Here is a 23,683-nt window from a genome sequence, read left to right as displayed (position 1 = left end):
GCGCCGCCGAGTCGGTGGTTCAGCCGTTGAGCAGTTGCCGTGCCATGACGATGCGCTGGACCTGGTTGGTGCCTTCGTAGATCTGGGTGATCTTGGCGTCGCGCATCATGCGTTCGAGCGGGAAGTCCTTGGTGTAGCCGTAGCCGCCGAGCAGCTGTACGGCGTCGGTGGTGATCTGCATCGCGGTGTCGGAGGCGAAGCACTTGGCCGCGGCGCCGAAGTAGGTCAGGTCCTTCTCGCCGCGTTCGGACTTGCCGGCCGCCGCGTACGTCAGTTGCCGGGCCGCCTCGAGTTTCATGCCCATGTCGGCGAGCATGAACTGGATGCCCTGGAAGTCGGCGATCGCCTTGCCGAACTGTTTGCGCTCCTGGACGTAGCCCAGCGCGAAGTCCAGCGCCCCCTGCGCGATGCCCAGGGCCTGGGCGGCGATCGTGACGCGCGTGTGGTCGAGGGTGCGCATCGCGGTGCCGAAGCCGGTGCCCGGCTCGCCGATGATCCGGTTTGCCGGAATACGCACATTGTCGAAGTACACCTCGCGAGTCGGTGACCCCTTGATCCCGAGCTTCTTCTCCGGTGCGCCGAAGCTCACGCCCGGATCGGACTTCTCCACCACGAACGCCGAGATGCCGCGGGACCGCGCGGCGGGATCCGTGATGGCGAACACGGTGTAGAACTCGCTGACGCCGGCGTTCGTGATCCAGCGCTTGACCCCGTTGAGGACCCAGGTGTCGCCGTCGAGCTCGGCGCGGGTCTTCATGCCGGCCGCGTCGCTGCCGGCCTCGGGCTCGGACAGGCAGTACGAGAACATCGCGTCGCCCTTGGCGACCGCCGGCAGGTAACGCTGCTTGAGCTCGTCGGACGCGGCCAGCAGCAGCGGCATCGTGCCCAGCTTGTTGACGGCCGGGATCAGTGACGACGAGGCGCAGGCGCGGGCGACCTCCTCGATGACGATCGCGGTGGCCAGGGCGTCCGCGCCGGCGCCGCCGTATTCGACGGGGATGTGCGGGGCGTGGAAGTCGGAGGCGCGCAGCGCGTCGTAGGAGGCCTGCGGGAACTCGCCGGTCTCGTCGGCCGCGGCGGCGTTGGGTGCGACCTTCCCGTCGCACACCGCGCGCACGGCCTCACGAACAGCCATGTGCTCTTCGGGCAGCTGGTACGCCTCGAACACGACAACCCCCTCGTCACGGTGACCCTGAACAGGCGTTCAGGAGCCTGTGGGGTGAGCATACCGACGAGTAACGAAGGAGCTGGAGGCGCACCGGGCGGTGAGGGACTATCCTCGCCGAAGCAACGTCGGCTCGAACCCGCCCTATACGCCACAAGTGTCCGTTGCTATGGGTGTTTGCAGGAAATCGTGCGGGGGAAGGTCGACAGCGCAGTCCTCGATCGAGCGGAGACAAAGCGTGACCATCGCGTACCCGAGCACACCACCCGTTGTAGTTCCACCGTCCGGCTCGGCGCGGCCTCGGCTGACCTTCCTCGGCACCGGCTACCTTGGCGCGACCTACGCCATCTGCTTCGCCGAACTGGGTTACGAGGTGCTCGGCTTCGACATCGACGAAGCGAAGATCGCGAAGCTCGCGGGCGGCGACGTCCCCTTCCACGAGCCGGGCCTCGACGAGTTGCTGCGCAAGAACCTCTCCGCCGGCCGTCTGCGGTTCACCACCTCCTACGAAGAGGTCGCGGACTTCGGTGACATCCACTTCATCTGCGTGGGCACGCCGCAGCGCCCCGACGGCATGGCTGCCGACCTGTCGCACGTGGAGAGTGCCGTCACCAACCTGGCGCCGCACCTGACCCGCAAGGCCCTCATCGTCGGCAAGTCGACCGTCCCGGTCGGCACCGCCGAGTGGATCGAGAACCTCGTCCGCCGGCACGCCGCCGAGGACCTCGAGGTCGAGGTCGCGTGGAGCCCGGAGTTCCTGCAGGAGGGCGTCGCGGTCGAGGACGTGCTGCGCCCCAACCGGATCATCTTCGGCGTCAAGTCCGACTGGGCGACCGGCATGCTCTACTCCGCCCACAAGGGCGTCTTCGACCTGGCGCTGACCGAGGACCGCGAGGTGCCGGTCGTCGTCACCGACTTCGCGACCGCCGAGCTGGTCAAGGTCGCCGCCAACGCCTTCCTCGCCACGAAGATCTCGTTCATCAACGCGATGGCCGAGGTCTGCGAGGCCGCCGGCGCCGACGTGACGCAGCTCGCCCGCTCCATCGGTTACGACGCCCGCATCGGCAACAAGTTCCTCCGTGCCGGCGTCGGGTTCGGCGGTGGCTGCCTGCCCAAGGACATCCGCGCGTTCCAGGCCCGCGCGCAGGAGCTCGGCGTCGGCGAGGCGCTGCGGTTCCTGCACGAGGTGGACCTGATCAACCAGCGCCGCCGGCAGAAGATCGTCCAGCTCTCGGCCGAGCTGCTCGACCGGCAGTACGGGCCGGCCGGCCCCGACCTCGCCGGCACCCGGATCACCGTGCTCGGCGCGACCTTCAAGCCCAACTCCGACGACGTACGTGACTCGCCCGCCCTCTCGGTGGTGCGCAAGCTGTCCCGCTCCGGCGCCGACGTCACCGTCTACGACCCGGAAGGCATGGACAACGCCCGGGCCGATGTCGGCGACGTCACGTATGCCAAGACGCTCACCGACGCCGTCACCGGCGCCGACCTCGTCTGCGTCCTCACCGAGTGGGAAGAGTTCCGCAACACCGATCCCAACACGCTCAACCACCTGGTCGCCGCGAAGAAGGTCATCGACGGCCGTAACTGCCTTGACCAGGCGGTGTGGGTCGCCGCCGGCTGGGAGTACCGCGGCATGGGCCGGCCCGTCGTCGCTTGAGACGGGTCCGGGAACGACCGGAACCTCCCGAACGAGCGGTTCGCTTCCGTCGATCGACGAAACAAGGCATTCTTCCCAGTAAGGCGTGAACAACCCGGGGTGACCGCGGCTCGCGGCCACCCCGGTTGCGACCCGGGAGGAGTGGCGTGGACACCTACCCGTGCCCGGCGTGCGGTGGTCCGGCCACCGAGGCCACCGGCTGTCGCAGTTGCGGCCGGCCGCACGATCCGGACGCGGCGGCCCTCGCCATGTTCCAGCGCACGGTCGCGGCGCTCGAGCAGAAGAAACGCGACCTGACCGACGACACCCAGACCCTGCGCCGGCAGTTGGCCCACGCTTCCGCGCAGCGCGACAGCCTGCGGCGCAAGGTCCGGGCGGCGGTCGAGGCCGAGCAGGCCACTCGCAGGCGCCCGTTGCTGGGCCGGGCGCTGCGCGGCCACAGCGGGCCGAGTGCCGTGCCCGTGGAGAGTGCGCCGCCCGCCGCGATCGAGCCGCCGGCCGCCCAACGGCCGGGGCCGCAGCAGCGGTACTCGCCACGAGCCCCGCACGCGGTCGAGAAGGGCCACGCCACCGACGCGCCGACCGGCGGCCCGGCCCGGCCCGTGATCGTCCCGGCGCGGCCCAGGATCGCGCCCCTGCCGCAGATGCGCCGGCCACCGGACGGCACCGGGGACGACGGGCCGCCCGCCGCCGACAAGCCCGAGGCGACGCAGTCGAGCATGCAGGCCTCGGTCCTCGCGCTCGGCGGCCTGCTCCTGGCCGGCGCGGCGGTCGTCCTCACCGTCGACGCGTTCGGTGCCATCGGCACGTTCGGCCGGGTCGTCTCGCTGGCCGCCATCACGGCCGTCGCCCTGGCCCTCCCGCTCGTCCTCGTCCGGCGCGGCCTGAGCGCCACCGCCGAGACCGTCGCCTCCGTCGCGCTCCTGCTGGTCCTGCTCGACGGCTACGTCCTGCGCTCCGAGCGCCTCCTCGGAGCCGACCGCATCCAGTTCACCGTCTACCTCGGACTCGTCTGCCTCGCCACAGCCGGCATCGCCGCCGTCTACAGCATGCAGAGCCATCTCATCGCGCCGCGGTACGCCACCCTCATCGCCCTGCAACCGGTCCTGCCGCTGCTCACGTTCGACGCCATCAAGGGCCCCACCGGCCTGTCCCTCGCGCTGTCCGGCGTCGCGCTCATCGACCTCGCGTTCGGTGTCGCGCTCAAGCAGTCGGTCCAGCGGCGTCTCGACGCGCACCAGGACAACACCGCCGCCGAGGACGAGCCGGCACACACCGGCCGGACCAACCGCATCGCCGACGCGCTGATGCGCGACATGGCCTGGGCACTGTTCGCCCTCGCGTTCGCCGTCGCGCTGGGCGCCGCCGGGCTCGCGCTGGTCACCACCGACCAGTTCGGCGAGACGCTGCGGGCGGCGGGCGTCACGCTGCTCGCCGCCGGGGTCGGCGTCGCAGGCTCGCTGTCGTGGCGGCGCGGCGGCGTGCCCGACGTCGCGGCCGGCATCGCGACCGTCGCCGTCATCGTGGCGGTGTCCCGGATCGGCGCGGTGGCCTTCCCCGGCCTGACCCTGGTGTTCCTGGCGGCGGCCGTGGCGATCACCGCCCTCGGGGTGTCGGCGCTGCCGTCCGACGCCCGGCGCGGACCCCGCACCGCGGTCTCGGTCGCCGCCGTCGTCGGAGCGCTGGTGCTCGTCGTGGACGTGCTCCCCGGTGTCGCCGCCCCGCTGCGGGCCGCGTGGCCGGTGTGGGGGGCCGACCTCGGCATGTACCACAGCAAGGTGCACATCGCCGTCGGTTCGAACGGCTGGCAGTACGTCCTCGCGGTGCTCCTGCTGACCGGCGCGGCCGCGCTGATCCTCAGCGCGAGCACCGCACCCGCCGGCCGGGCCGAACCACGCGGCGGCGCCCTGCCCAGCCTGCCGCCGCCCGACCAGCTCCGCGCCGACGTGCTCGTGATCGGCGCCGCGCTCACGCTGCTCATCGCGCCCGCCGCGCTCGGGCTGAGCTGGCTGTCCATCCCGGCGCTCGCGGTCTCCGGCGCGGTCGCGGCCGGCGCGCTCGCGCAGCGCGTCGGTGAGGCGCACACCGCCTGGGTCTGCCTCGGCGCCGCCCTGGTGCTCGGCCTCTACGCGGCGGCGGCGAGCCTGGCCCGCCCGGCCTCGACCGCCCTGACGCTCACCGTCATCGCCGCCGCCGGCGCCGGGATCGCCATGCTGTCCCGGCCCCACCGCGCCGACGCCGAGGGGGCCGTCGTCGGGCAGCGGATCGCCGACGCGGCCGCGGGCGGCGCTCTCTTCGCGCTGCCCGGCGCGGCCGCCGCCGGCACCGCGATCGCCTTCGACGGCCTGCCCGGCGGCGCGACCGTCGTGCTGGTCATGAGCTTCCTGGCCCTTGCCGTGACGCTCGGGTACGCCGCGATCACCCAGGTCGCCCGCGGCCGGCAGAGCCCGCCGCTGCTCGTCGGGGCCAGCGCGGGCGCGGTCGCCGTCGCCGTCGCGGCCGTGGTCGCGAACGGCGCCACGACCATCGACCTCCTCATCGCGCTGCTCATGCTCGTGGCCGCGGTCATGCTGTGGGTCGCGCCGCGGATGGACGACCGGCAGACGTTCGGCATCGAGTTCACCGGGGCCGACGCCGCCGCGGCGGCCGTCACGATCGCCGCGATCAGCGCCATCGCGCGGGCCGTCTCCCTGGCCTCCTCGGGCATCGAGGTGGTGACGCTCGCGCTGCTCGTGTTCGCGGTCGCGGTCGCCGCCCGCACCCTGCCCGACGACTGGCGGCGCGGACCGGTCGTCGGCGCGGCCATGGTCGGGCTGGGCACCGGCCTCTACGCCGGGACCATGGCCGTCATCGGCGCGATCGGGGTGATCCGGGCGGCCAACCCGCCGTGGGAGGCCGCGCTCGACAGCAGCTGGTCGGCCACCGCTCAGGACCTGGCGACGTTCGGCTGGCAGGTGCCGATCGCGCTGCTCCTGCTGGCGGGTGCGGCCGCCGTCGCGCTGCCCCAGCCGTACGGCGACGACACCGCCGCCGCCGCGGTTGTGCTGGCCGCCCTCGCCGCACCCGTCGGCCTCGGCCTCGGCTGGCAGGCGCCGATGATCGTCGGCTGGCTGGCGGCGACCGGGGTCGCGGTCTGGGCCTGCTACGCCCGCAGTTGGCGCGCCGCCTACACCCGGCTCGGCGCGGCCCTCGTCGCCGGTCTGTTCGCGGTCGGTGGCGGCCTTGTCCGGCCGGGCGCGACCGCCGGCACACTCGCCGCGCTCGGGGTCAGCGGCGCGCTCGTCGCCGGGCTCGCCCGGGTCATCGCGACCCGCCGCGGCGATCCCGAGGACGGCCCGCTCACGCTCGTCGGCGGCACCGCCGTGGCCGGGGCGCTGTTCGCGTTCGCCGGCGCCGCCACCGCGATGGTCGGCGGCCTGTACCCCGACCGGACCAGCACCATCCTCATCGCGGCGCTGGCGACCAGCGCCGCCGGGCTGGCCGTCGCCGCGGCCGGGGCCCAGCAGGCGCCCGGCTACCTGCCGTACGTGACCGGCGGGGTCGCCGCCTCCGCCACGACGACGGCGTTCGCCGCCCTGGTCGCGCAGCGCGACGGCGCGGTCGTCTACGCCGCCGCCGCGGCGCTGCTGGGGGTGCTCGCCGAACTGCTGCGCGCGAACTGGCACGAGCCGACCGGGTTCGAGCCGGCCCGCACGTTCCGGCCCGACCGCGGCGGCGCACCCGCCGGCCGGTGGCAGCGGGTCCGGATGCCGCGCAACTTCTCGCTCGGGGTGGCCGCCGCAGCCGGGACCCCGGCCGTGATCGTCGTGGTCTTCATCACGCCGGCGGTGTTCGCCGCGCTCGCCGGCCCGTACCGCTGGCTCCAGCAACCCTGGACGGGGACCCCGGCGACGGCGGGCGGCCTCGGTGACCTGGGCCGGTACGCGGGCAACAACACGCACGTCCTCGGCGCGTTCCTGCTCACGCTCGCCGGGGCGCTGATGGCGGTCGGGCTCGGCGGCACCGGTCAGGCGGTCGCCAACCGCGCGGTCGCGATCGTCGTGCCCGGCGCGGCGCTGACACTGCTCATCGCACCGGCGGCGCTCGACGCGCCGTACCCGGTGCAGCCGACGCTCGCACTGCTGGTGGCCACGATCGCCGGCCTCGGCCTGGCGCTGACCGTGCCGCCCGAGGCGGACGGCCCGGACGGGCGGTTGATGATCCACGCCCGGCGCCTAGTGTTCGTGATCGCCGTCCTGGCGGCGGGCGCGGGCGGCGCGGGCAGCCTCGCCACCCGGTCGCAGACGCTCGCCTGGCTGGCCGGCTCGGTGGTCGTCGGGGCGATCGCCGGCATCTGGGGGCGGACCACCAACGGCCGGATGCTCGGCTGGCACGTCGCCGCCTCGACGGCGGAGGGCTTCGCGCTCGCCGCCGGGCTGGCCGCCGGCCTGACGCTCAAGCAGTGCGCGTTTCCGCTGCTGATCGTTGCCGCGCTGCTGCTGGTGCTCGGCGCGGCGCTGCCCCGCCTGCGCCCGAGCGCGACCATCACCCGCGAGGCCATGACGGTCGAGACCGCCGGATACGCCGGTGCCCTCGTCGCCGTCCTGCTCACGCTCGGCTCACCGGCGCACACCGCCGCGGCGCTGACCGCCCTCGGCGCGGTGCTCGGCCTGTCCGCGGCGCGCAAGGGCCGCAGCGCCCGCCAGCGGACGATCCTTGTCATCGCCGCGTCGATCGCCGAACTGCTGGCGATCTGGCTGCTGCTGGTGACCGTCAAGGTCGCCCTCCTGGAGGCGTACACGCTGCCGTTCGCCGCGCTGGCCCTCATCACCGGGCTGATCGAGATCCGCAACCGGCCCGAGCTGGGCAGCTGGCTCGCCTACGGCCCCGCGCTCGTCGCCGGCTTCGCACCCAGCCTGGTGATCGCGGTCGTCGACGCGGACTCGCCGGAGCTGCGCCGGGTCCTGCTGATCCTGGCGGCCGTCATCACGGTCGCCGCCGGCGCGGCGCGGCGCCAGAAGGCCCCGGTCGCGGTCGGTGCGGCGGTCACCGTCATCGCCACGATCAACGAGCTGGTGCGGATCGACCTGCCATGGTGGATGCAGCTGGTGCTCTACACCGGCACGGGCATCCTGCTCATCAGCCTGGGCGCCACCTACGAGCAGCGGCAGCGCCTGGACCGCCTGCGCGGCAGATACCGCGAGATGCGGTAGAAGATCATGATGAGGGCTCGGGTCCGTGCAACGCACTTGGCCTATGACCCCAGTTTTCCTCCACCCCGGCGAAGATCCGGGTCGTCGGTGAGGTGTCAGACCGACGTGGGCATCGGGCCGCCGCGCCACGCCACCGCGTCGGTCAGCGCCGCGAACAGGTCGAACTCGGTGCCCTGGCGCTCCGCGTAGGCGCGGTGCAGGTTGAGCACGATCCGCTCGGCGTCGGCCCATCCGGCGAACTCGCCCAGGTCGCAGTCGCGGGCGGCCTCCAGCGGCGTCCGGCCCGCGGTGATGCCGGCGTCCGCGGTGTCGAGGACGAACCGGTAGTACCGCCGCAGCTGCTCGAACGCCGGTCCGATCTCCGCCGCGGTGAGCAGCGGGCCGTGTCCGGGCACGAGATGGGCGGGCTCCAGCGCGGCCATCCAGTCCAGCGCCCGCGCGGCACCCTGGACCGAGCCCATGAACACCAGCGGCGTGAGGCCGCTGAACACCAGGTCGCCCGCGTAGAGCACGCGCTGCTCGGGCAGCCAGGCCACGAGGTCGCCGGTGGTGTGCGCCGGGCCGCCGGGGTGGAGCAGTTCGACCCGGGTCCGTCCGACGTGGACGGTGAGCCGGTCGTGGACGGTGACGTCGGGCAGCCGCCGGGTGACGCCGCCCCAGTCGGGCACCGGCGACCAGAACGGCGGGCAGCCGTCGATGACCGGGTCGACCCGCAGCCATTCCCGCATGTGCTCGTGGCCGATCAGCACGGTCGACGCGGGGAGGAGGCTGTTGCCGTACGCATGATCGCCGTGCTGGTGCGTGTTGACCCCCATCCGCACGGACATGCGTCCGACCCTAGCCAAACCGCGGGAGGCTTCCCAGGGCGGTTACCGGCGCGCAGTACTGGCTCGCGGGCGTGCCGGGCGCCCACGTCTCCCGCGGCGGCCGGTGACCGGGAGGCAGATGTCGATCGGACCGTCGCCGGTTCGTTGTAAGGGTGGGGCCACGGCCGATCCGACGGGGGCGACCGGACCCCGCACAACAACGAGCGGGCCGCCCCCGGCGAGGGACGGCCCGCTCAGTCGGTGTGGCGCTACCGGCCCTGCAGCGACTTCACGTTGTCGCCGAAGGTCCAGCCCTTCGAGCCGTCCCAGTTGATCGACCAGGTCATGAGGCCCTTCAGCTGTCCGTTGAAGGAGTTGTACGCCTGGGAGACCAGCGACGGGGACATGTAGCCGCCGCCGGCGCCGACCTGCGCGGGCAGGCCGGGGACCTGCTTGTCGTACGGCACCCGGATCGTGGTGCCCTGGATGACCAGGCCGTTGTTGAGGCACTGGGTCTGGACCGTGAAGCCCTGGACCGTCCCGGCCGAGTAGGAGTCACCCGAGCAGCCGTACATGCTGCCGTTGTAGTACTGCATGTTCAGCCACCACAGCCGGCCGTTGTCCGCGTACTTCTTGATGATCGGCAGGTACGAGCCCCAGATCGAGCCGTAGGTGACGCTGCCGCCGGTCACGTACGCGGTCTCGGGCGCCATCGTCAGGCCGAAGTTCGACGGCATCTGCGCGAGCACGCCGTCGATGATGCGGATCAGGTTCGCCTGCGACGTCGAGAGCGTGTTGATGTTGCCGCTGCCGGAGAGGCCGGTCTCGATGTCGATGTCGATGCCGTCGAAGTTGTTGGCCTTCAGGATCGGCACGATCGTGGCGACGAACCGGTCGGCGACCGCGCTGGAGCTGAGGTCGATACCGGCCGCCGCGCCGCCGATCGACATGAGCAGCGTCAGGCCGTTGGCCTTGGCCTGGCACATCTCAGCCGGGGTCGGCACCTTCACGCCGGCGTCCATGCCGTTCTCCCACAGCACGGTGCCGTCGGAGCGGATGACCGGGAACGCCAGGTTGATGACGTTGTAGCCGTGCTGCGCGATGCGCGAGTCGGTGATCGGGATCCAGCCGAGGCCGGGGTGGACGCCGTTGGAGGCGCCGTCCCAGTTCTCCCAGTAGCCGTGCAGCACCTTGCCCGCCGGGCGCGACTTGACGCCGCAGGTCCCGCCGGTCGGCGGCGTGGAGGGCGAGCTGGAGGGGGAGCGGGACGGTGAGGCGGACGGCGACGCCGAGCGTGACGGCGAGGCCGACGGGGAGGCGGAGCGGCTCGGGCTGGCCGACGGCGACGACGGGCCGCCGGTGCAGGCACCGAGGTCCTTCCACAGTGACGGCGTCCCGGCAGGGTTCCAGTTGGCGCCCACATAGGCGGTGTGGGTCACCAGGGCTTGATAGGTGTGGCCGTTGTACGTCACCTGCGTGCCGGCCGTGTAGGTGTTGCCTTCGGCCCAGGTCGGGGCGGTGCAGGCGGCCAGGGCCGCGTTGCTGACGGCCTGGGCCTGGATCGTGGGCGCGAGCACCAACGCCGTCACGACGGCCAGCGCCGCGCCGGCTACCAGGGCGAATGTACGACGTCGAGAGCGCATGGTACCCCCTGCACATCGATGGATCGATGGAGAGGGACGTTATCAGTTAACACTATTAAATGTAAGAGTTGGCAACCTTAGCGGCGGCTCAAGCGGACGACTACCGCATTAAGTTAGGTTCGCCTATCCTAACCCCGTGCCTCCCGAGGAAGACCCCGATGGATGTTCGCCGACCGCGGTGCCGTTGCTGGCGATGCGCGACGTCAGCGTGTTCCACCGGCACGAGGACGGCTCGACGGCGGACATCCGCGCGACGCCTGCCGGCGTGACGTTCTCGGTACGGCCCGGCGAGGCCGTCCTGCTGCTCGGCCCGTCCGGCTGCGGCAAGTCGACCCTCGCGCTGGCGACGAACGGCCTGATCCCGCACATCGTCGGCGCCGACCTGACCGGCACCGTCGAGGTCGCCGGCCGGAACACCCGTGACCACCGGGTGCCGGAGCTGGCCCGCCACGTCGCCATGGTGTTCCAGGACCCCGACGCCCAGGTGGTCACCGCGACCGTCCTCGACGAGGTCTGCTTCGGCCCGGAAAACCTGTGCCTGCCCGCGGCCGAGGTGCTGGAGCGGGCCGAGGACGCGCTGCGGCGGGTCGGCCTGTGGGAACGTCGCGCCGACGACCCCGACCGGCTCTCCGGCGGCGGGCGGCAACGGCTCGCGATCGCCTGCGCCCTCGCGATGCGCGCCCCGCTGCTGGTCCTCGACGAACCGACGGCGAACCTGGACCCGGCCGGCGTCGAGGAGGTCTACGCGGTCCTCCGCGACATCGCCGCCACCGGCGCGCACGGTGTCCTGCTCGTCGAGCACAGCCTCGACACCGCCATCGACGTCGTCGACCGTGTCGTCGTGCTCGACGCCGCCGGCCGCGTCGTCCTGGACGGTCCGGCGCGGGCGACGCTCAGCACGTACAGCTCGATGCTCCTGGATCTCGGGGTTTGGCTCCCGGTCAGTGCGCTCGCCGCCCTCCGGCTGCGCGCCGCCGGGGTGGCGCTCGACCCGCTCCCGCTGACGCCGGCCGAGCTCGGCGCCGCGCTCGACGCGCAGGTGGCGCTGCCGGAGCCCGCCCCGCGGGCAGAACCGGAACCGGACGGCGTGGCGGTGCTCGTGGTCGACGGGCTGACCGTCGAGCGAGGCGGCGAGCCCGTGCTGCACGACGTGAGCCTGCGGGTCGGCACGGGGGAGTTCGTCGCCGTCGTCGGCGCGAACGGCGCCGGGAAGACGACGCTGGCGCAGGCGATCGCGGGGGTGGTACGGCCGCCGCGGGGCACCGTGACCGTCGCCGGGCTCGACCCGGCCCGCGCCGACGCGCGCGAGCTGGCGGGGCGGATCGGGTTTGTGTTCCAGAACCCGGAGCACCAGTTCGTGACCGGGCGCGTCGACGACGAACTGGCCCTCGGGCTGCGGATCCGCGGCGTGCCGGAGGACGAGGTGACGGCCCGGGTCGAGGAGGTGCTCACCCGCTTCGGCCTCGGCGAGCTGCGCGACCTGCACCCCTTTCTGCTGTCCGGCGGGCAGAAGCGGCGGCTGTCCGTCGGGACGGCGATCATCTGCCGGCCCGGCGTGCTGGTGCTGGACGAGCCGACGTTCGGCCAGGACCGCGAGCGGGCCGCGGAGCTGCTCGACCTGCTCACCGGCCTGCACGCGAGCGGCACCACGGTCGTTGTGGTCAGCCACGACATGCAGCTCGTGGCCGAGCACGCGACCCGCGTGATCGCGCTCGACCGGGGCCGGGTGGTGGCGGACGGCCCGCCCGCGGAGGTCTTCGCCGCGGACCTTCCCGGGCTCCGGCCGCCGCCCGTCGCGCGGGCGACCCGCGGGTTGGCCAACCATCCGGCGTGGCGTTCCGTCACCCGGCTCGCCGACCTGCCACGAGCGGTCGTGGTGGCCCGGTGAGCCTCTTCGACCTGCGGACGTACAACCCCCTCGCGAAGCTGTTCGGGCCGCTGCCGCTCATGATCCTGGTCATCGGCACGCGGGACCTGCGGACCCCGGCACTGGTCGGCGGCCTCGCGCTCGCGCTGGTGCTCGTCGGCGCCCGTCCGACCGGCCGGACGCTGGCGGCGCTGCTGCTCGGCGTCCCGGCCGCCCTCGCGGTCATGACCGTCTCGTTCGGTGTCTGGACCGACCCGGCGAAGGTCGCCGACTCTCGGCTGTTGTTCACCGTGGGGCCGCTCGAGCTGTGGTCGGGCGCGCTGGAGACCGGCCTCGCGACCGGGCTGCGACTCGTCGCCGTGGTGCTGCTCGCGCTCGTCGGCGGGCTCACGACCACCGGGCCCGAGCTGGTGCGTTCGATGATCCGGCAGCTGCGGGTGCCGTACCGCGTCGGCTACTCGGCACTGGCCGCATTCCGGTTCGTCCCGCGCTTCGGCCACGAGCTCGACGTCATCCGCAGCGCGCACCGGGTCCGCGGCCTCGCCGGCGGCCGTGGCCCGATCGCCGCCCTGCGCCGGTACGGCGGCTACGCCGTCCCGCTGCTAGCTGGCGGCATCCGGCACGCCGAGCGGGTCTCGCTCGCCATGGAGTCCCGCGCGTTCGGCGCGTTTCCGACCCGCACCGAGCGATACGTCGTGCCGTTCCGGATCCGCGACGCGATCTTCGTCCTGGCCCTCTGGGCCTTCGCCTTTGGAGTGTTCCGATGAAGTCCCTCACCACCAGGTTCCTCATGACCTGCGCGGCGATCGGTGCCGCCAGCGGGGTGCTGCTGGTCCCGGTCAACCACATCAGCGCGATCTTCGCGCCGACGATGCCGATCCTGTACGCCGGACTCGTCGGTTTCTGGCTCCTGGGCCCCGTCCTCGGCCTGGCACTGCTGCGCCGCCCGGGTGCCGGCGTGCTCACCACGCTCATCGCCGGGCTGGTCAACGTGCCGCTCACCCCCTTCGGGCCGAGCGCGGTCGTGACCTGCCTGATGGTCGGCGTGGCCATCGAGTTCGGCTTCGCCGTGACGCTGTACCGGATCTGGCGGCCGTGGCTCTTCTCCACCACGACCGTCGGCTTCACCGCGATCTACGCCGCGATGGCGTACGTCAGCTTCGACATGGCCTCGACGGCGGTCGCCGTCCAGGCGCTCTTCTTCGTCCTGATGGTCGGCAGCGCCGGCCTGGCCACGTGGGCCGGTCTGGTGCTCGCCCAGCGGGTGGCGAAGACCGGCGTGACCCGCGGCCTGGTCCGCCCGATGGGAGCATGACGTGGCGAACTTCAAGATCCGCAAGGCCGTCGACCCGCACGTCCTGCTCGTCGAGGTGGCCGGCTCGGAACGCATCTCGCCCAACGTCGTGCGGGTCACCGTCCGCTTCGACCCGGACGGCTTCACGCCACAGGGCTTCGACCAGTGGTTCCGGCTGTTCCTGCCCAGGGAGGGCCAGGACACGCTGCGGTTGCCGACGCGCACGTCCGGGCTGTGGTACGCGCAGTATCTCGCCACGCCGAAGGCGCAGCGCCCCTGGGTGCGGTGCTACACCGTGCGGGCCGCGCGGCCGGAGCAGCACGAGCTCGACATCGACTTCGTCGTGCACGTCGACCCGGACGGCGCCTCGGGCCCGGCGGCGGGGTTCGCGCTGAACGCCAAGCCCGGCGAGCAGGTCGGCATCCTGGACCAGGGCGTCGGCTACAACCCGAGGCACCCGCACGACTGGACGTTGCTCGTCACCGACGAGACCGGCATGCCGGCGGTCGCCGGAATCTGCGGTTCGCTTCCGGACGACGCCCGCGGCCTGGCGATCGTGGAGGTCCCGTCGGAGGCGGACAAGCAGGAGTTCCGGGTCCCCGCCGGGGTGGAACTGCGGTGGATCGTCCGCGACGGCCACGGTGTGCCGGGCAAGCTGGCCCTGGCCGCGCTGCAGGAGGCGGCGCTGCCGCAGGGCGCGGTCTACGGCTACCTGGCAGGCGAGTCGTCCCTGGCCACAGGCGCCCGCCGATTCCTGGTCGAGCAGCGCGCCGTCCCCAAGCAGCACCTCGACTTCATCGGCTACTGGCGCCACGGCCACTCCGCCGGCTGACCCCTCCTGCGCCGATCTTGGAGTTGTGGTCCTGACTATTTCCGCTTATGTCGGAAAAGTTAGGGACCACAACTCCAAGATCGGCGCGAAGAGTCAGGGGTTGAGGTCGAAGAAGCGGTCGCGGGTCAGGAACGCCAGCCGGGCGCGCTTGTCGGGCATGTCGATCTCGTCCGACAGGACGAACCCCTCGATCTCCAGCCGGCGCAGCGCGAAGTGGTTGCGGACGTCCGGCTCGACCACGATCCGCTGGTGCTCGGGGTCGCGGAAGATGTACCGCGCCAGCGCCGGCCCCACCGCGTCGGTCAACCCCCGCGGGCGGTCGCGGCCCGGCGCGAGCAGCAGGTGCATGCCGTGGTCGCCGGGCTGGACCGGGTAGCGCTCGCCCACCGGGTCGGCGTCCGGCTCGTACGTCTGGAACAGGCCGATCGGCCGGTCGTCGAGCCGCATCAGGAACGCGTGGTGCGTCGGCAGGCTGTCGACGAACTCGTAGATCTCCCGGACGTCGTCCACCGAATGGCCGCCCATGCCCCAGAACGCGGCCCGCCGCTCGGTGACCCAGCCGTGCACCAGTTCGGCGTGCTCGGCCGGGCGGAGCACCTCCAGGCGGAACAGGCCGACGTCGGGGATCTTCTCCTCGTAGACGTGCACGTGCTCTCCAAACGGTGTCGCAGGTACGAGCCGGCCGTCGGCCCAGAGCGGCAGTTGATCGGCGAAGTGCGGGTCCTCGGCGCGGTCCGACGCGCCGAACGGGACGATCCAGCGGCTGCGGGACCGGTCGGTCAGGTCCCACACGTAGCGGGCGACCGGGCCCCGCCAGCAGGCGTCCGAGACGCCGGGCACGTTCGAGGTGCACAACACCGCGCCGGTGTCGCCGCCCAGCGGGACGCGCCTGTCCCAGGCCGGGGAGAGTTCGACCGGCGCGAGCAGGTGCCGCTCGCCCCACGTGCCGTTCCCGGAGGCGGTGACGTCCTCGAACGCCGCGGTCGCGAGCGGCGGCACGTCGACGCCCAGCCGGTGCAGGCCGAGCGCCACGCCGTCGAGGGCGTGCCCGATCCGCGCCCGCGGGTCGGTCCACGGCGTGAACAGCTCGTCGAAGCCGCGGGCCGCCTGCAACGGGCGCAGGCCGGGATGGTCGTACAGCCGTCCGGCGAGCGCCGTGCGCCAGGCCGCGAACGTGCCCGCCGCCGTGCTGGCGGCGTCCATCCGCCCGTCCCAGCCGGACAGTCGTGCGCCGGCCGCCGTGCCGTCCAGCAGGCGCAGGAGCGCGGTGTCGACCAGCGTGTCCTGGTGGATGGCCTCCGGTGGCGCGCCCTCCGCGAGCAGGGCTCGGATCCGTTCCGCGCGGAAGGGCGGGGCGAAGTCGACGCCCAAGGCGGCGACGTCGTCGGGGCGCCGGTCGTTCGCGGTCACCACCGAGCCCGTCTCGGTGATGCGCGGCAGCGGCGCGTAGCCCGGCTGCCACTCGAAGGCCGGGTCCCATGCCGGTACCGGCACGCGCCGGTTGCGGTCGTCGCGCACCGGCACCAGCCCGGCGACCAGCCGCAGCACCGCACCGGTGGTGTCCGCGACGAGCACGCTGTTGACCGGCTCGACCCAGCTCGTGAGCGCGGCCGCGACGTCGTCCACAGTGGACGAGTGCAGCAGCGGTAACAGCGCCTCGAAGCCGAGCCGCGACTCGACCCGCGCCGGGGTGCGCAGGCTCAGCCCCTCGCCGGTGTTCCGGTCGACGTCGACGATCGGGCCGCGCGCGGTCTCGACGATCTCGACCTGCTCGTCCGGCGCGCCGTGCACCTCGATGCTCTCGGTCCAGGCGGGCACCGGTGTCCAGCCGTCGGGGTCGCGGACGAGCACCCGGCCGTCGACCCGGCGCAGCTGCTCGCGGAAGAGATCCTGGTAGTCGGCCATGGCGTTGGTCACAGCCCAGGCGACCCCAGGGGTCTGGCCGAAGTGCTGAACACCCGGCACGCCGGGGAACGCGAGGCCCACGACGTCGAAGGCCGGGCAGGCCAGCTGGATCTGCTGGTAGATCCCCGGCAGCTCGAGCAGCCGGTGCGGATCGCCGGCGAGGACGCGCCGCGAGGCGTCGTACCACGCGTTGCTGCCGGAGCCGCCCGGTCCCTCGATCGCGAACAGGTCGACGGCTTCCGGCCCGAGCGTCGCCTCGACGTGCGCGTGCCACAGCTTGTTGGGAAAGGTGCCGAAGAGGATGTGCTGGACCAGGAAGATGCCCAGCGGCGTCCACGGCCGGAAGTGCAGGCCGGTGGAGTTCACGCCGTCCACATAGGACCCGATCCAGTGCCGCGTACGGGCGTCGAGCGCCTCGTGGCAGCGGCGCGCGGTGTCGTCGAGCCGGGCCCGTCGGGCGAACCGGTCCCAGGGCACCTCGGCGGGGCCGGCGATCGCGGCCAGGCGCCCCTCGGCGCGCCGGTGCTCGGCGTCGAGCTGCCCGCGCCGGTCGGTCGCGGTCACCTGTCCCTGCAGGAAGGCCAACTCGTCGACGGTGTCGGCCCACAGGTGCGGGACGCCCCATGCATCACGATGCATCGTGGTATTCACGGATCCGGCCCTCTTAGGTTAACCTTACCTAACTTGAGAGACGGTACCGGCTGTGTGTCCAGAATGGAATCTGTTGACTCAAACTTAGGTTAGGGTAACCTTACTCGGCCGCTAGTGATTCGTCACCTTCTCTGCGACCGCTGAGGGACTTGTCCATGAGTCTGCGCCCTGCCGCCCGCGAACATCTCTTCACGAACGGGACGGTCGACCGATACAGGCGCGCCCTGGCCGATGGCCTCGACCGCGTCGCGACCCGCATCAGCGCAACCGACCGTCCGTTCACCGGGGTCACGCCCGATCAGCTCGCACTGGAGGTGTCCGCCGTCGACCTGGACCGGCCGCTCGGCGACGTCCGGGAGGCGCTCGACGAGCTCGAGGACGTCTACCTGCGTGACGCGGTCTACTTCCACCACCCGCGGTACCTGGCCCACCTCAACTGCCCCGTGGTCATCCCCGCCCTCCTCGGAGAAGCGGTGCTCTCGGCCGTCAACTCGTCGATGGACACCTGGGACCAGAGCGCCGGCGCCACGCTCATCGAGCGGCGCCTCATCGACTGGACCGCCGAGCGCATCGGTCTCGGCCCGGCCGCCGACGGCGTGTTCACCAGCGGCGGTACGCAGTCCAACCTCCAGGCCCTGCTGATGGCGCGGGAAGAGGCCGGGACCCGGGAGCACCTGCGCATCCTCACCTCGGCGGCCGGCCACTTCAGCGTCCAGAAGGCGGCCAAGCTGCTCGGCCTGGGCCCCGACGCGGTTGTCGTGGTCGAGACCGACCGCCACCGGCGCATGAGCCCGACCGGCCTGGCCCGCGAGCTGCAGCGTTGCCAGGAGGCAGGGCAGACCGTGATGGCCGTCGTCGCCACCGCGGGCACCACCGACTTCGGCTCCATCGACCCGCTGCCGGCGATCGCCGACCTGTGCCTCGCCGCCGGCGTCTGGCTGCACGTCGACGCGGCCTACGGTTGCGGGCTGCTCACCTCGAAGACCCGCCGGCACCTGCTCGACGGCATCGAGCGCGCCGACTCGGTCACCGTCGACTTCCACAAGTCGTTCTTCCAGCCGGTCAGCTCCAGCGCAGTCCTCGTCCGCGACCGGGCCGTCCTGCGGCACGCCACGTACCACGCCGACTACCTCAACCCGGCCCGGATGGTCGAGCAGCGGATCCCCAACCAGGTCGACAAGAGCCTCCAGACCACCCGCCGGTTCGACGCGCTCAAGCTGTGGCTGACCCTGCGCATCATGGGCGCCGACGCGATCGGCGAACTGTTCGACGAGGTCGTCGACCGCGCCTCGGCCGCCTTCGACCTGCTCAGCGAGGACCCGCGCTTCGAGGTGGTCACCCGCTCGCAGCTGAGCACCGTGGTCTTCCGGTTCATGCCCACCGGCCTCCCGGCCGACCTGCCCGCGGACCTGGCCCGGGACCTCGCGGACCGGGCGAACCTCCACGCGCGTGAGGCCCTGGCCGCCTCCGGTGCCGCCGTCGTGGCCGGGACCACGGTGGACGGTCAGCACCACCTGAAGTTCACCCTGCTCAATCCGGAGACCTCGCTCGACGACATCGCCGAGGTCCTCGAGCTCGTCGCCGAGCACGCGGGCCGCTTCGTCCGCGAGCAGACGCCCGACCTGACCTACAGCGTCGGCTGACCCGGGAGCCCTCTCTTGTCCACCCATGACTTCATCGCGATCGGCCTCGGACCGTACAACCTCGGCCTGGCCTGTCTGACCGCCCCGATCGGCGAGCTCGACGGGCTGTTCCTGGAGGCCAGGCCGGACTTCGACTGGCATCCGGGCATGATGCTGGACTCGGCGCGGCTGCAGACGCCGTTCATGTCCGACCTCGTCACGCTCGCGGACCCGACCTCACCCTTCTCCTTCCTCAACTACCTGAAGGAGATCGGCCGGCTGTACCCGTTCTACATCCGCGAGAGCTTCTACCCGCTACGCAGCGAGTACAACGAGTACTGCCGCTGGGCCGCCGCGAAGCTGCCGAACATCCGCTTCGGCCACGAGGTGACCTCGATCACCCACGACGAGCGGGACGGGCTCTACACCGTCCACGTGGGACAGACGGAGTTCCGCGCGCGGCACCTCGTGCTCGGCACCGGCACGCCGCCCCACGTCCCGCCGGCGTGTGAGGGCCTCGGCGGTGACGTCATTCACAACTCGCGCTACCTCGAGCACCGTGCGGCGCTGCGAGCCAAGCGCAGCGTCACCGTCGTCGGCAGCGGGCAGAGCGCCGCCGAGATCTACCAGGACCTGCTCGGTGAGATCGACACGCACAGGTACCAGCTCAACTGGGTCACCCGCTCGCCGCGCTTCTTCCCGCTCGAGTACACGAAGCTGACGCTGGAGATCACGTCACCGGACTACGTCGACTATTTCCACGCGCTGCCGGAACCGACCCGCTACCGGCTGGAGGCCGGCCAGAAGGGCCTGTTCAAGGGCATCAACTCCGATCTCATCAACGACATCTACGACCTGCTGTACGCCAAGAGCGTCCACGGCGCCGTCCCCACCCGGCTGATGACCAACACCGAGGTCGGCACGGCGGCGTACGACGAGACACGCGGCGTCTACACCCTGGGCCTGCGCAACGTCGAGCAGGAGCGCGACTTCACGCTCGAGACCGAGGGCCTGGTGCTGGCGACCGGCTACCGGCACCACACCCCGGCCTTCCTGGAGCCCGTCCGGGACCGGATCCGCTGGGACTCCCACGGCCGCTTCGACCTGGCCCGCAACTACAGCGTCGACCACACCGGGCGCGGCATCTTCGTGCAGAACGCCGGGACGCACACCCACAGCATCACCTCCCCGGACCTCGGGATGGGCGCCTACCGCAACTCGTGGATCATCCGCGAGCTCCTCGGCCGGGAGCACTACCCGATCGAGAAGTCCATCGCGTTCCAGGAGTTCGGGGCGGCGTCGTGACGCTCTTCAAGCGCGGCGACCTCACGATCGACTACCTGGACCCCGAGGCCCCGTACCTGCACAGCTGGGTGACCCACCCGAAGGCCGCCTTCTGGATGATGCAGGACACCTCGCCCGGGGAGGTCGCCGCCGAGTACCGGCGGATCGCCGACCACCCGCACCACCACGCTTACCTCGGCCTGTACCAGGGTGAGCCCGCGTTCCTGGCCGAGCGCTACGACCCCGCACACGTCGAGCTGGCCGGCCTCTTCGACGCGCAACCGGGCGACGTCGGCATGCACTTCCTGTGCGCGCCGACCGACACACCCGTCCACGGCTTCACGCGGACGGTCATCACCACCGTCATGGCCTGGCTCTACGACGACCCGGGCGTGCGGCGGGTCGTCGTAGAGCCCGACGTCCGCAACACCGCCGTGCACGCCCTCAACGCCGTCGTCGGGTTCACCGTCGTCGGCCGGATCGCCAAACCGGAGAAGGACGCCTTGCTGAGCATCTGCACCCGAGAAGCCTTCGCAGCGGCGGTACCGGCATGATCGCTCACCTGACACCCGAGCGCTGGGTCGCCGCCAACCGGCACCTCCTGCGCAAGGCGCTCGCCGAGTTCTTCCACGAGCGGCTGCTGACTCCCACGTTCTCGTCGTCCCTGCAGCGGTACGTGGTACGCAGCGACGACGGCACCGTCGAGTACCGGTTCGCGGCCGAGGTGCTGACGCTCGACCACTGGCAGATCGACGCCGGCAGCATCACCCGCCACCGCGGTGACGAGGAGCTCCCGCTCGACGTCCTCGACTTCTGCACCGAGCTGCGCTCGTCCCTCGGCCTTTCCCCGGAGATCCTTCCGGTGTACCTGGAGGAGCTCAGCTCCACGCTCGCCGGCATCGCCTACAAGCTCGGCAAACCGGCTGCGGACCTGGCTTTCGCGGACTTCCAGGCGATCGAGACCGGCATGACCGAGGGCCACCCCTGCTTCGTGGCCAACAACGGCCGGCTCGGGTTCGGCATCCGCGAGTACCACGACTACGCCCCCGAGGCGGCCCGGCCGGTGCGGCTGGTGTGGCTGGCCGCCCACCGCGACCACACCACGTTCACGTGCTCGGCCGACACGTCGTACGAGGCGCACATGCGCGACGAGCTCGGCGAGTTCGCCGACACCTGCCGCGCCGCCCTCGCCGGCCGCGGGCTGGACCCGGACGACTACCTGTTCATCCCCGTCCACCCGTGGCAGTGGTGGAACAAGCTCTCCGTCACCTTCGCGGCCGAGGTCGCCCGGCAGCGGCTGGTCTACCTCGGGGAGGGGCCCGACGAGTACCTCGCGCAGCAGTCGATCCGCACCTTCTTCAACACCAGCCGGCCGGACCGGCACTACGTCAAGACCGCGCTGTCGGTGCTGAACATGGGCTTCATGCGGGGGTTGTCGGCGGCCTACATGGAGGCGACGCCCGCCATCAACGACTGGCTCGCCGGCGTCGTCGAGAACGACGAGGTGCTCAAGTCGGCCGGGCTGACGATCCTGCGCGAGCGGGCCGCCATCGGCTACCGCAACCGGCAGTTCGAGGCGGCGACCGACCGCTACTCGCCGTACCGCAAGATGCTCGCCGCCCTCTGGCGGGAGAGCCCGGTGCCGTCGCTCGAGCCCGGGCAGCGGCTCGCCACGATGGCCTCGCTGCTGCACGTCGACCACGCCGGCCGCTCCCTCGCCGCGGCGCTGATCGCCGGGTCGGGGCTCACGCCGGCGGAGTGGCTGCGCCGCTACCTCGACGCGTACCTCGTGCCGCTGCTGCACAGCTTCTACGCGTACGACCTCGCGTTCATGCCGCACGGGGAGAACGTCATCCTGGTGCTCGACGGCGGGGTCGTCGAGCGCGTGATCTTCAAGGACATCGCCGAGGAGATCGTGGTGATGAGCACTTCCGCGGAGCTGCCTTCCACCGTCGAGCGGATCCGGGCGGACGTGCCCGAGGACATGAAGCTGCTGTCCATCTTCACCGACGTCTTCGACTGCTTCCTGCGGTACCTCAGCGCCATCCTGCACACCGAAGGCGTCCTCGACGAGTCCTCGTTCTGGCGCACTGTCGCGGCGAGCGCGCGGGCCTATCAGGACCGGGTGCCGCACCTGGCGCAGCGGTTCGAGCGGTATGACCTGTTCGCCCCCGAGTTCGCGCTGTCCTGCCTCAACCGGCTCCAGCTGCGCGACAACCGGCAGATGGTCGACCTGGCCGACCCGTCGGCCGCACTGCAACTCGTCGGGACGCTGCGGAACCCGCTTCATGGTTCCTGACGCAGTCGTCGGGGACCGGCTGCGCACACGCTGGCTTGTCCTCGGCGTGCTGTGTGTCGCCCAGCTCGTTGTCCTGCTGGACAACACGGTGCTCAACGTCGCCGTGCCGGTTCTCACCGGCGAGCTGCGGGCGACCGCCGCCGACGTCCAGTGGATGATCAACGCCTACGCGGTCGTGCAGGCCGGGCTGCTGCTCACCGCCGGGACCAGCGCCGACCGGTACGGCCGCCGGCGCCTCCTGCTGATCGGCCTGACCGTCTTCGGCGCCGGCTCCCTTGCCGCCGGCCTGGCCCAGTCCGCCGCCCAGCTCATCGCCGCCCGGGCCGGGATGGGTGTCGGCGGCGCACTGCTCATGACGAGCACCCTCGCGATCGCGATGCAGGTCTTCGACACCGAGGAGCGCCCGAAGGCGATCGGCATCTGGGCCGCGGTCAGCGCGCTCGGTTACGCCGCCGGGCCCCTCATCGGCGGCCTCATCCTCGCGCACTTCCACTGGGGCGCGATCTTCCTGGTGAACCTGCCGGTCGTCGCCGCCAGCATGATCGCGGCGCGGGCCCTGATCCCCGAGTCGCGCGACCCGCGGGGCGACCGGCTCGACCTGCCCGGGGCGGCGCTGTCCACCGTGGGCATGGCGGCGCTCGTCTACGCGATCATCGCCGGGCCGGACCACGGCTGGACCTCGGCCCGCGTGGCCGTGCCGTTCGCCGGCGGGCTGCTGGCCGTCGCGGCCTTCGTGCGGTGGGAGCTGTCGTGCCCGCACCCGATGCTGGACCTGCGGTTCTTCCGCAACCAGCGGTTCGTCGGGGCGGTCGCCGGGGTCGTGCTCATCACGTTCGGCAGCGGCGGCGCGCTGTTCCTGCTGGCTCAGCAGTTGCAGTTCGTCCGGGGGTACTCACCGCTGTCCGCCGGGCTGCACATGGCGCCCTTCGCGCTGTCCGTCGTGCTACTGAACTTCTCGGGCCTGAGCGCGGCACTGATCCGGCGGCTCGGCGTGCCCCTCGCCATCTTCTGGGGGATGGCGCTGCTCTCGGCCGGGTTCGTGGTCGTCGCGCTGTCCCCGTCGGGCTACGGCCCCCTGCTCGCCGGTCTCCTGCTGATGGGCTCCGGCTGCGCCCTGGCCAACCCGGCGATCGTCGAGGCGATCATGAGCTCGATCCCGACGGGCCAGGCCGGCGCCGGCGCGGCCATCGACGGCACGATGACAGAGGTCGGGACCAGCCTCGGCATCGCCGTGCTGGGCGCGGTGCTGCACGCCCGCTTCCTGGCGTTGCTGCCCTTCGCCGCCACGTCCTTCCCGGCGGCGCTGGCTTCAGCCGGTACGGACACCGAGCGCGCCACAGTCCGCGACGCCTTCTCCTCCGGCGTGGCGACGGGCCAGCTGGCAGGCGCGGCGGCGGTGCTGGCCGGCGGCACCCTGGCAGCGCTGTTGTTGCGCCGGGCGTCGCGCGGTTCGGCCTAGTCCT

General features: G+C 72.1%; 15 protein-coding genes and 1 pseudogene. 11 read left to right on the top strand and 5 right to left on the bottom strand.

What is annotated here, in order from left to right:
• Window positions 1–19 precede the first annotated feature (19 nt).
• The gene (locus Dfulv_RS43450) at window positions 20–1,135 is read right to left on the bottom strand and encodes an acyl-CoA dehydrogenase family protein (RefSeq protein WP_259869339.1); all 1,116 of its coding nucleotides are present in this window, start codon (window positions 1,133–1,135) and stop codon (window positions 20–22) included.
• A 268-nt stretch (window positions 1,136–1,403) separates the two neighbouring features.
• On the opposite strand from Dfulv_RS43450, the gene Dfulv_RS43445 reads away from it, so the two are divergent.
• Window positions 1,404–2,825 (top strand): UDP-glucose dehydrogenase family protein, encoded by a 1,422-nt coding sequence (locus tag Dfulv_RS43445; RefSeq protein WP_259859651.1) that lies wholly within the window; start codon window positions 1,404–1,406, stop codon window positions 2,823–2,825.
• A gap of 146 nt (window positions 2,826–2,971) precedes the next feature.
• On the top strand, window positions 2,972–8,017 hold the full coding sequence (locus Dfulv_RS43440; protein ID WP_259859650.1) for an SCO7613 C-terminal domain-containing membrane protein: 5,046 nt from the start codon (window positions 2,972–2,974) through the stop codon (window positions 8,015–8,017).
• A 95-nt stretch (window positions 8,018–8,112) separates the two neighbouring features.
• Here the strand turns inward: Dfulv_RS43440 and Dfulv_RS43435 are convergent, their stop codons facing one another.
• Both Dfulv_RS43435 and Dfulv_RS43430 read right to left on the bottom strand, forming a co-directional pair.
• Entirely contained in the window at window positions 8,113–8,844 is a 732-nt protein-coding gene (locus Dfulv_RS43435; protein ID WP_259859648.1) for an MBL fold metallo-hydrolase, read from the bottom strand.
• Window positions 8,845–9,092: 248 nt separating this feature from the next.
• Complete coding sequence (locus Dfulv_RS43430) at window positions 9,093–10,466, bottom strand: carbohydrate-binding protein (RefSeq protein WP_259859647.1); 1,374 nt, start codon at window positions 10,464–10,466, stop codon at window positions 9,093–9,095.
• 136 nt (window positions 10,467–10,602) lie between these two features.
• Here Dfulv_RS43430 and Dfulv_RS43425 point away from each other — a divergent pair, with 136 nt between their 5' ends.
• From Dfulv_RS43425 to Dfulv_RS43410, 4 genes are read left to right on the top strand one after another with little or no spacing between them, the layout of a single operon-like run.
• A complete protein-coding gene (locus Dfulv_RS43425) occupies window positions 10,603–12,354 on the top strand; it encodes an ABC transporter ATP-binding protein (RefSeq protein ID WP_259859646.1) in 1,752 nt (583 codons plus the stop codon).
• Window positions 12,351–13,100, top strand: coding sequence for an energy-coupling factor transporter transmembrane component T (locus tag Dfulv_RS43420; protein WP_259859645.1), 750 nt, complete (start codon window positions 12,351–12,353; stop codon window positions 13,098–13,100). Before Dfulv_RS43425 ends, Dfulv_RS43420 begins: the two co-directional genes overlap by 4 nt.
• Complete coding sequence (locus tag Dfulv_RS43415) at window positions 13,097–13,648, top strand: ECF transporter S component (protein WP_259859644.1); 552 nt, start codon at window positions 13,097–13,099, stop codon at window positions 13,646–13,648. Before Dfulv_RS43420 ends, Dfulv_RS43415 begins: the two co-directional genes overlap by 4 nt.
• Before the next feature lies 1 nt (window position 13,649).
• Window positions 13,650–14,459: a siderophore-interacting protein gene (locus Dfulv_RS43410; protein WP_259859643.1), complete on the top strand. Its 810-nt coding sequence runs from the start codon at window positions 13,650–13,652 to the stop codon at window positions 14,457–14,459.
• Between the two features lie 93 nt (window positions 14,460–14,552).
• On the opposite strand, the gene Dfulv_RS43405 is transcribed toward Dfulv_RS43410, so the two are convergent.
• Complete coding sequence (locus tag Dfulv_RS43405) at window positions 14,553–15,107, bottom strand: GNAT family N-acetyltransferase (protein ID WP_259869331.1); 555 nt, start codon at window positions 15,105–15,107, stop codon at window positions 14,553–14,555.
• Between the two features lie 21 nt (window positions 15,108–15,128).
• Window positions 15,129–17,003: pseudogene (locus Dfulv_RS43400) on the bottom strand (penicillin acylase family protein); the annotation flags it as partial.
• Window positions 17,004–17,170: 167 nt separating this feature from the next.
• On the opposite strand from Dfulv_RS43400, the gene Dfulv_RS43395 reads away from it, so the two are divergent.
• The 5 genes from Dfulv_RS43395 to Dfulv_RS43375 are packed head-to-tail and all read left to right on the top strand — an operon-like array spanning window position 17,171 to window position 23,679.
• Window positions 17,171–18,658 (top strand): pyridoxal phosphate-dependent decarboxylase family protein, encoded by a 1,488-nt coding sequence (locus Dfulv_RS43395; protein WP_259859642.1) that lies wholly within the window; start codon window positions 17,171–17,173, stop codon window positions 18,656–18,658.
• Between the two features lie 15 nt (window positions 18,659–18,673).
• Entirely contained in the window at window positions 18,674–19,942 is a 1,269-nt protein-coding gene (locus tag Dfulv_RS43390; RefSeq protein ID WP_259859641.1) for a lysine N(6)-hydroxylase/L-ornithine N(5)-oxygenase family protein, read from the top strand.
• Window positions 19,939–20,475, top strand: a complete 537-nt coding sequence (locus Dfulv_RS43385) for a GNAT family N-acetyltransferase (RefSeq protein ID WP_259859640.1) — start codon at window positions 19,939–19,941, stop codon at window positions 20,473–20,475. Before Dfulv_RS43390 ends, Dfulv_RS43385 begins: the two co-directional genes overlap by 4 nt.
• On the top strand, window positions 20,472–22,220 hold the full coding sequence (locus tag Dfulv_RS43380) for an IucA/IucC family protein (RefSeq protein WP_259859639.1): 1,749 nt from the start codon (window positions 20,472–20,474) through the stop codon (window positions 22,218–22,220). Before Dfulv_RS43385 ends, Dfulv_RS43380 begins: the two co-directional genes overlap by 4 nt.
• Window positions 22,210–23,679: an MFS transporter gene (locus tag Dfulv_RS43375; protein WP_259859638.1), complete on the top strand. Its 1,470-nt coding sequence runs from the start codon at window positions 22,210–22,212 to the stop codon at window positions 23,677–23,679. The genes Dfulv_RS43380 and Dfulv_RS43375 overlap by 11 nt, the downstream gene beginning before the upstream one ends.
• Window positions 23,680–23,683: the final 4 nt, after the last annotated feature.

It is taken from the genome of Dactylosporangium fulvum, assembly GCF_025137375.1.
Lineage (GTDB): Bacteria > Actinomycetota > Actinomycetes > Mycobacteriales > Micromonosporaceae > Dactylosporangium > Dactylosporangium fulvum.
Note: the sequence above shows the minus strand (reverse complement) of the source record. Positions and strands in the feature narration are given on the sequence as shown.

Excerpts from the sequence above, each read along its gene's own strand:
- Dfulv_RS43450 (WP_259869339.1), bottom strand. The coding sequence starts at position 1,135 with ATGGCTGTTCGTGAGGCCGTGCGCGCGGTGTGCGACGGGAAGGTCGCA.
- Dfulv_RS43435 (WP_259859648.1), bottom strand. The coding sequence starts at position 8,844 with ATGTCCGTGCGGATGGGGGTCAACACGCACCAGCACGGCGATCATGCG.
- Dfulv_RS43430 (WP_259859647.1), bottom strand. The coding sequence starts at position 10,466 with ATGCGCTCTCGACGTCGTACATTCGCCCTGGTAGCCGGCGCGGCGCTG.
- Dfulv_RS43415 (WP_259859644.1), top strand. The coding sequence starts at position 13,097 with ATGAAGTCCCTCACCACCAGGTTCCTCATGACCTGCGCGGCGATCGGT.
- Dfulv_RS43395 (WP_259859642.1), top strand. The coding sequence starts at position 17,171 with ATGAGTCTGCGCCCTGCCGCCCGCGAACATCTCTTCACGAACGGGACG.
- Dfulv_RS43380 (WP_259859639.1), top strand. The coding sequence starts at position 20,472 with ATGATCGCTCACCTGACACCCGAGCGCTGGGTCGCCGCCAACCGGCAC.
- Dfulv_RS43375 (WP_259859638.1), top strand. The coding sequence starts at position 22,210 with ATGGTTCCTGACGCAGTCGTCGGGGACCGGCTGCGCACACGCTGGCTT.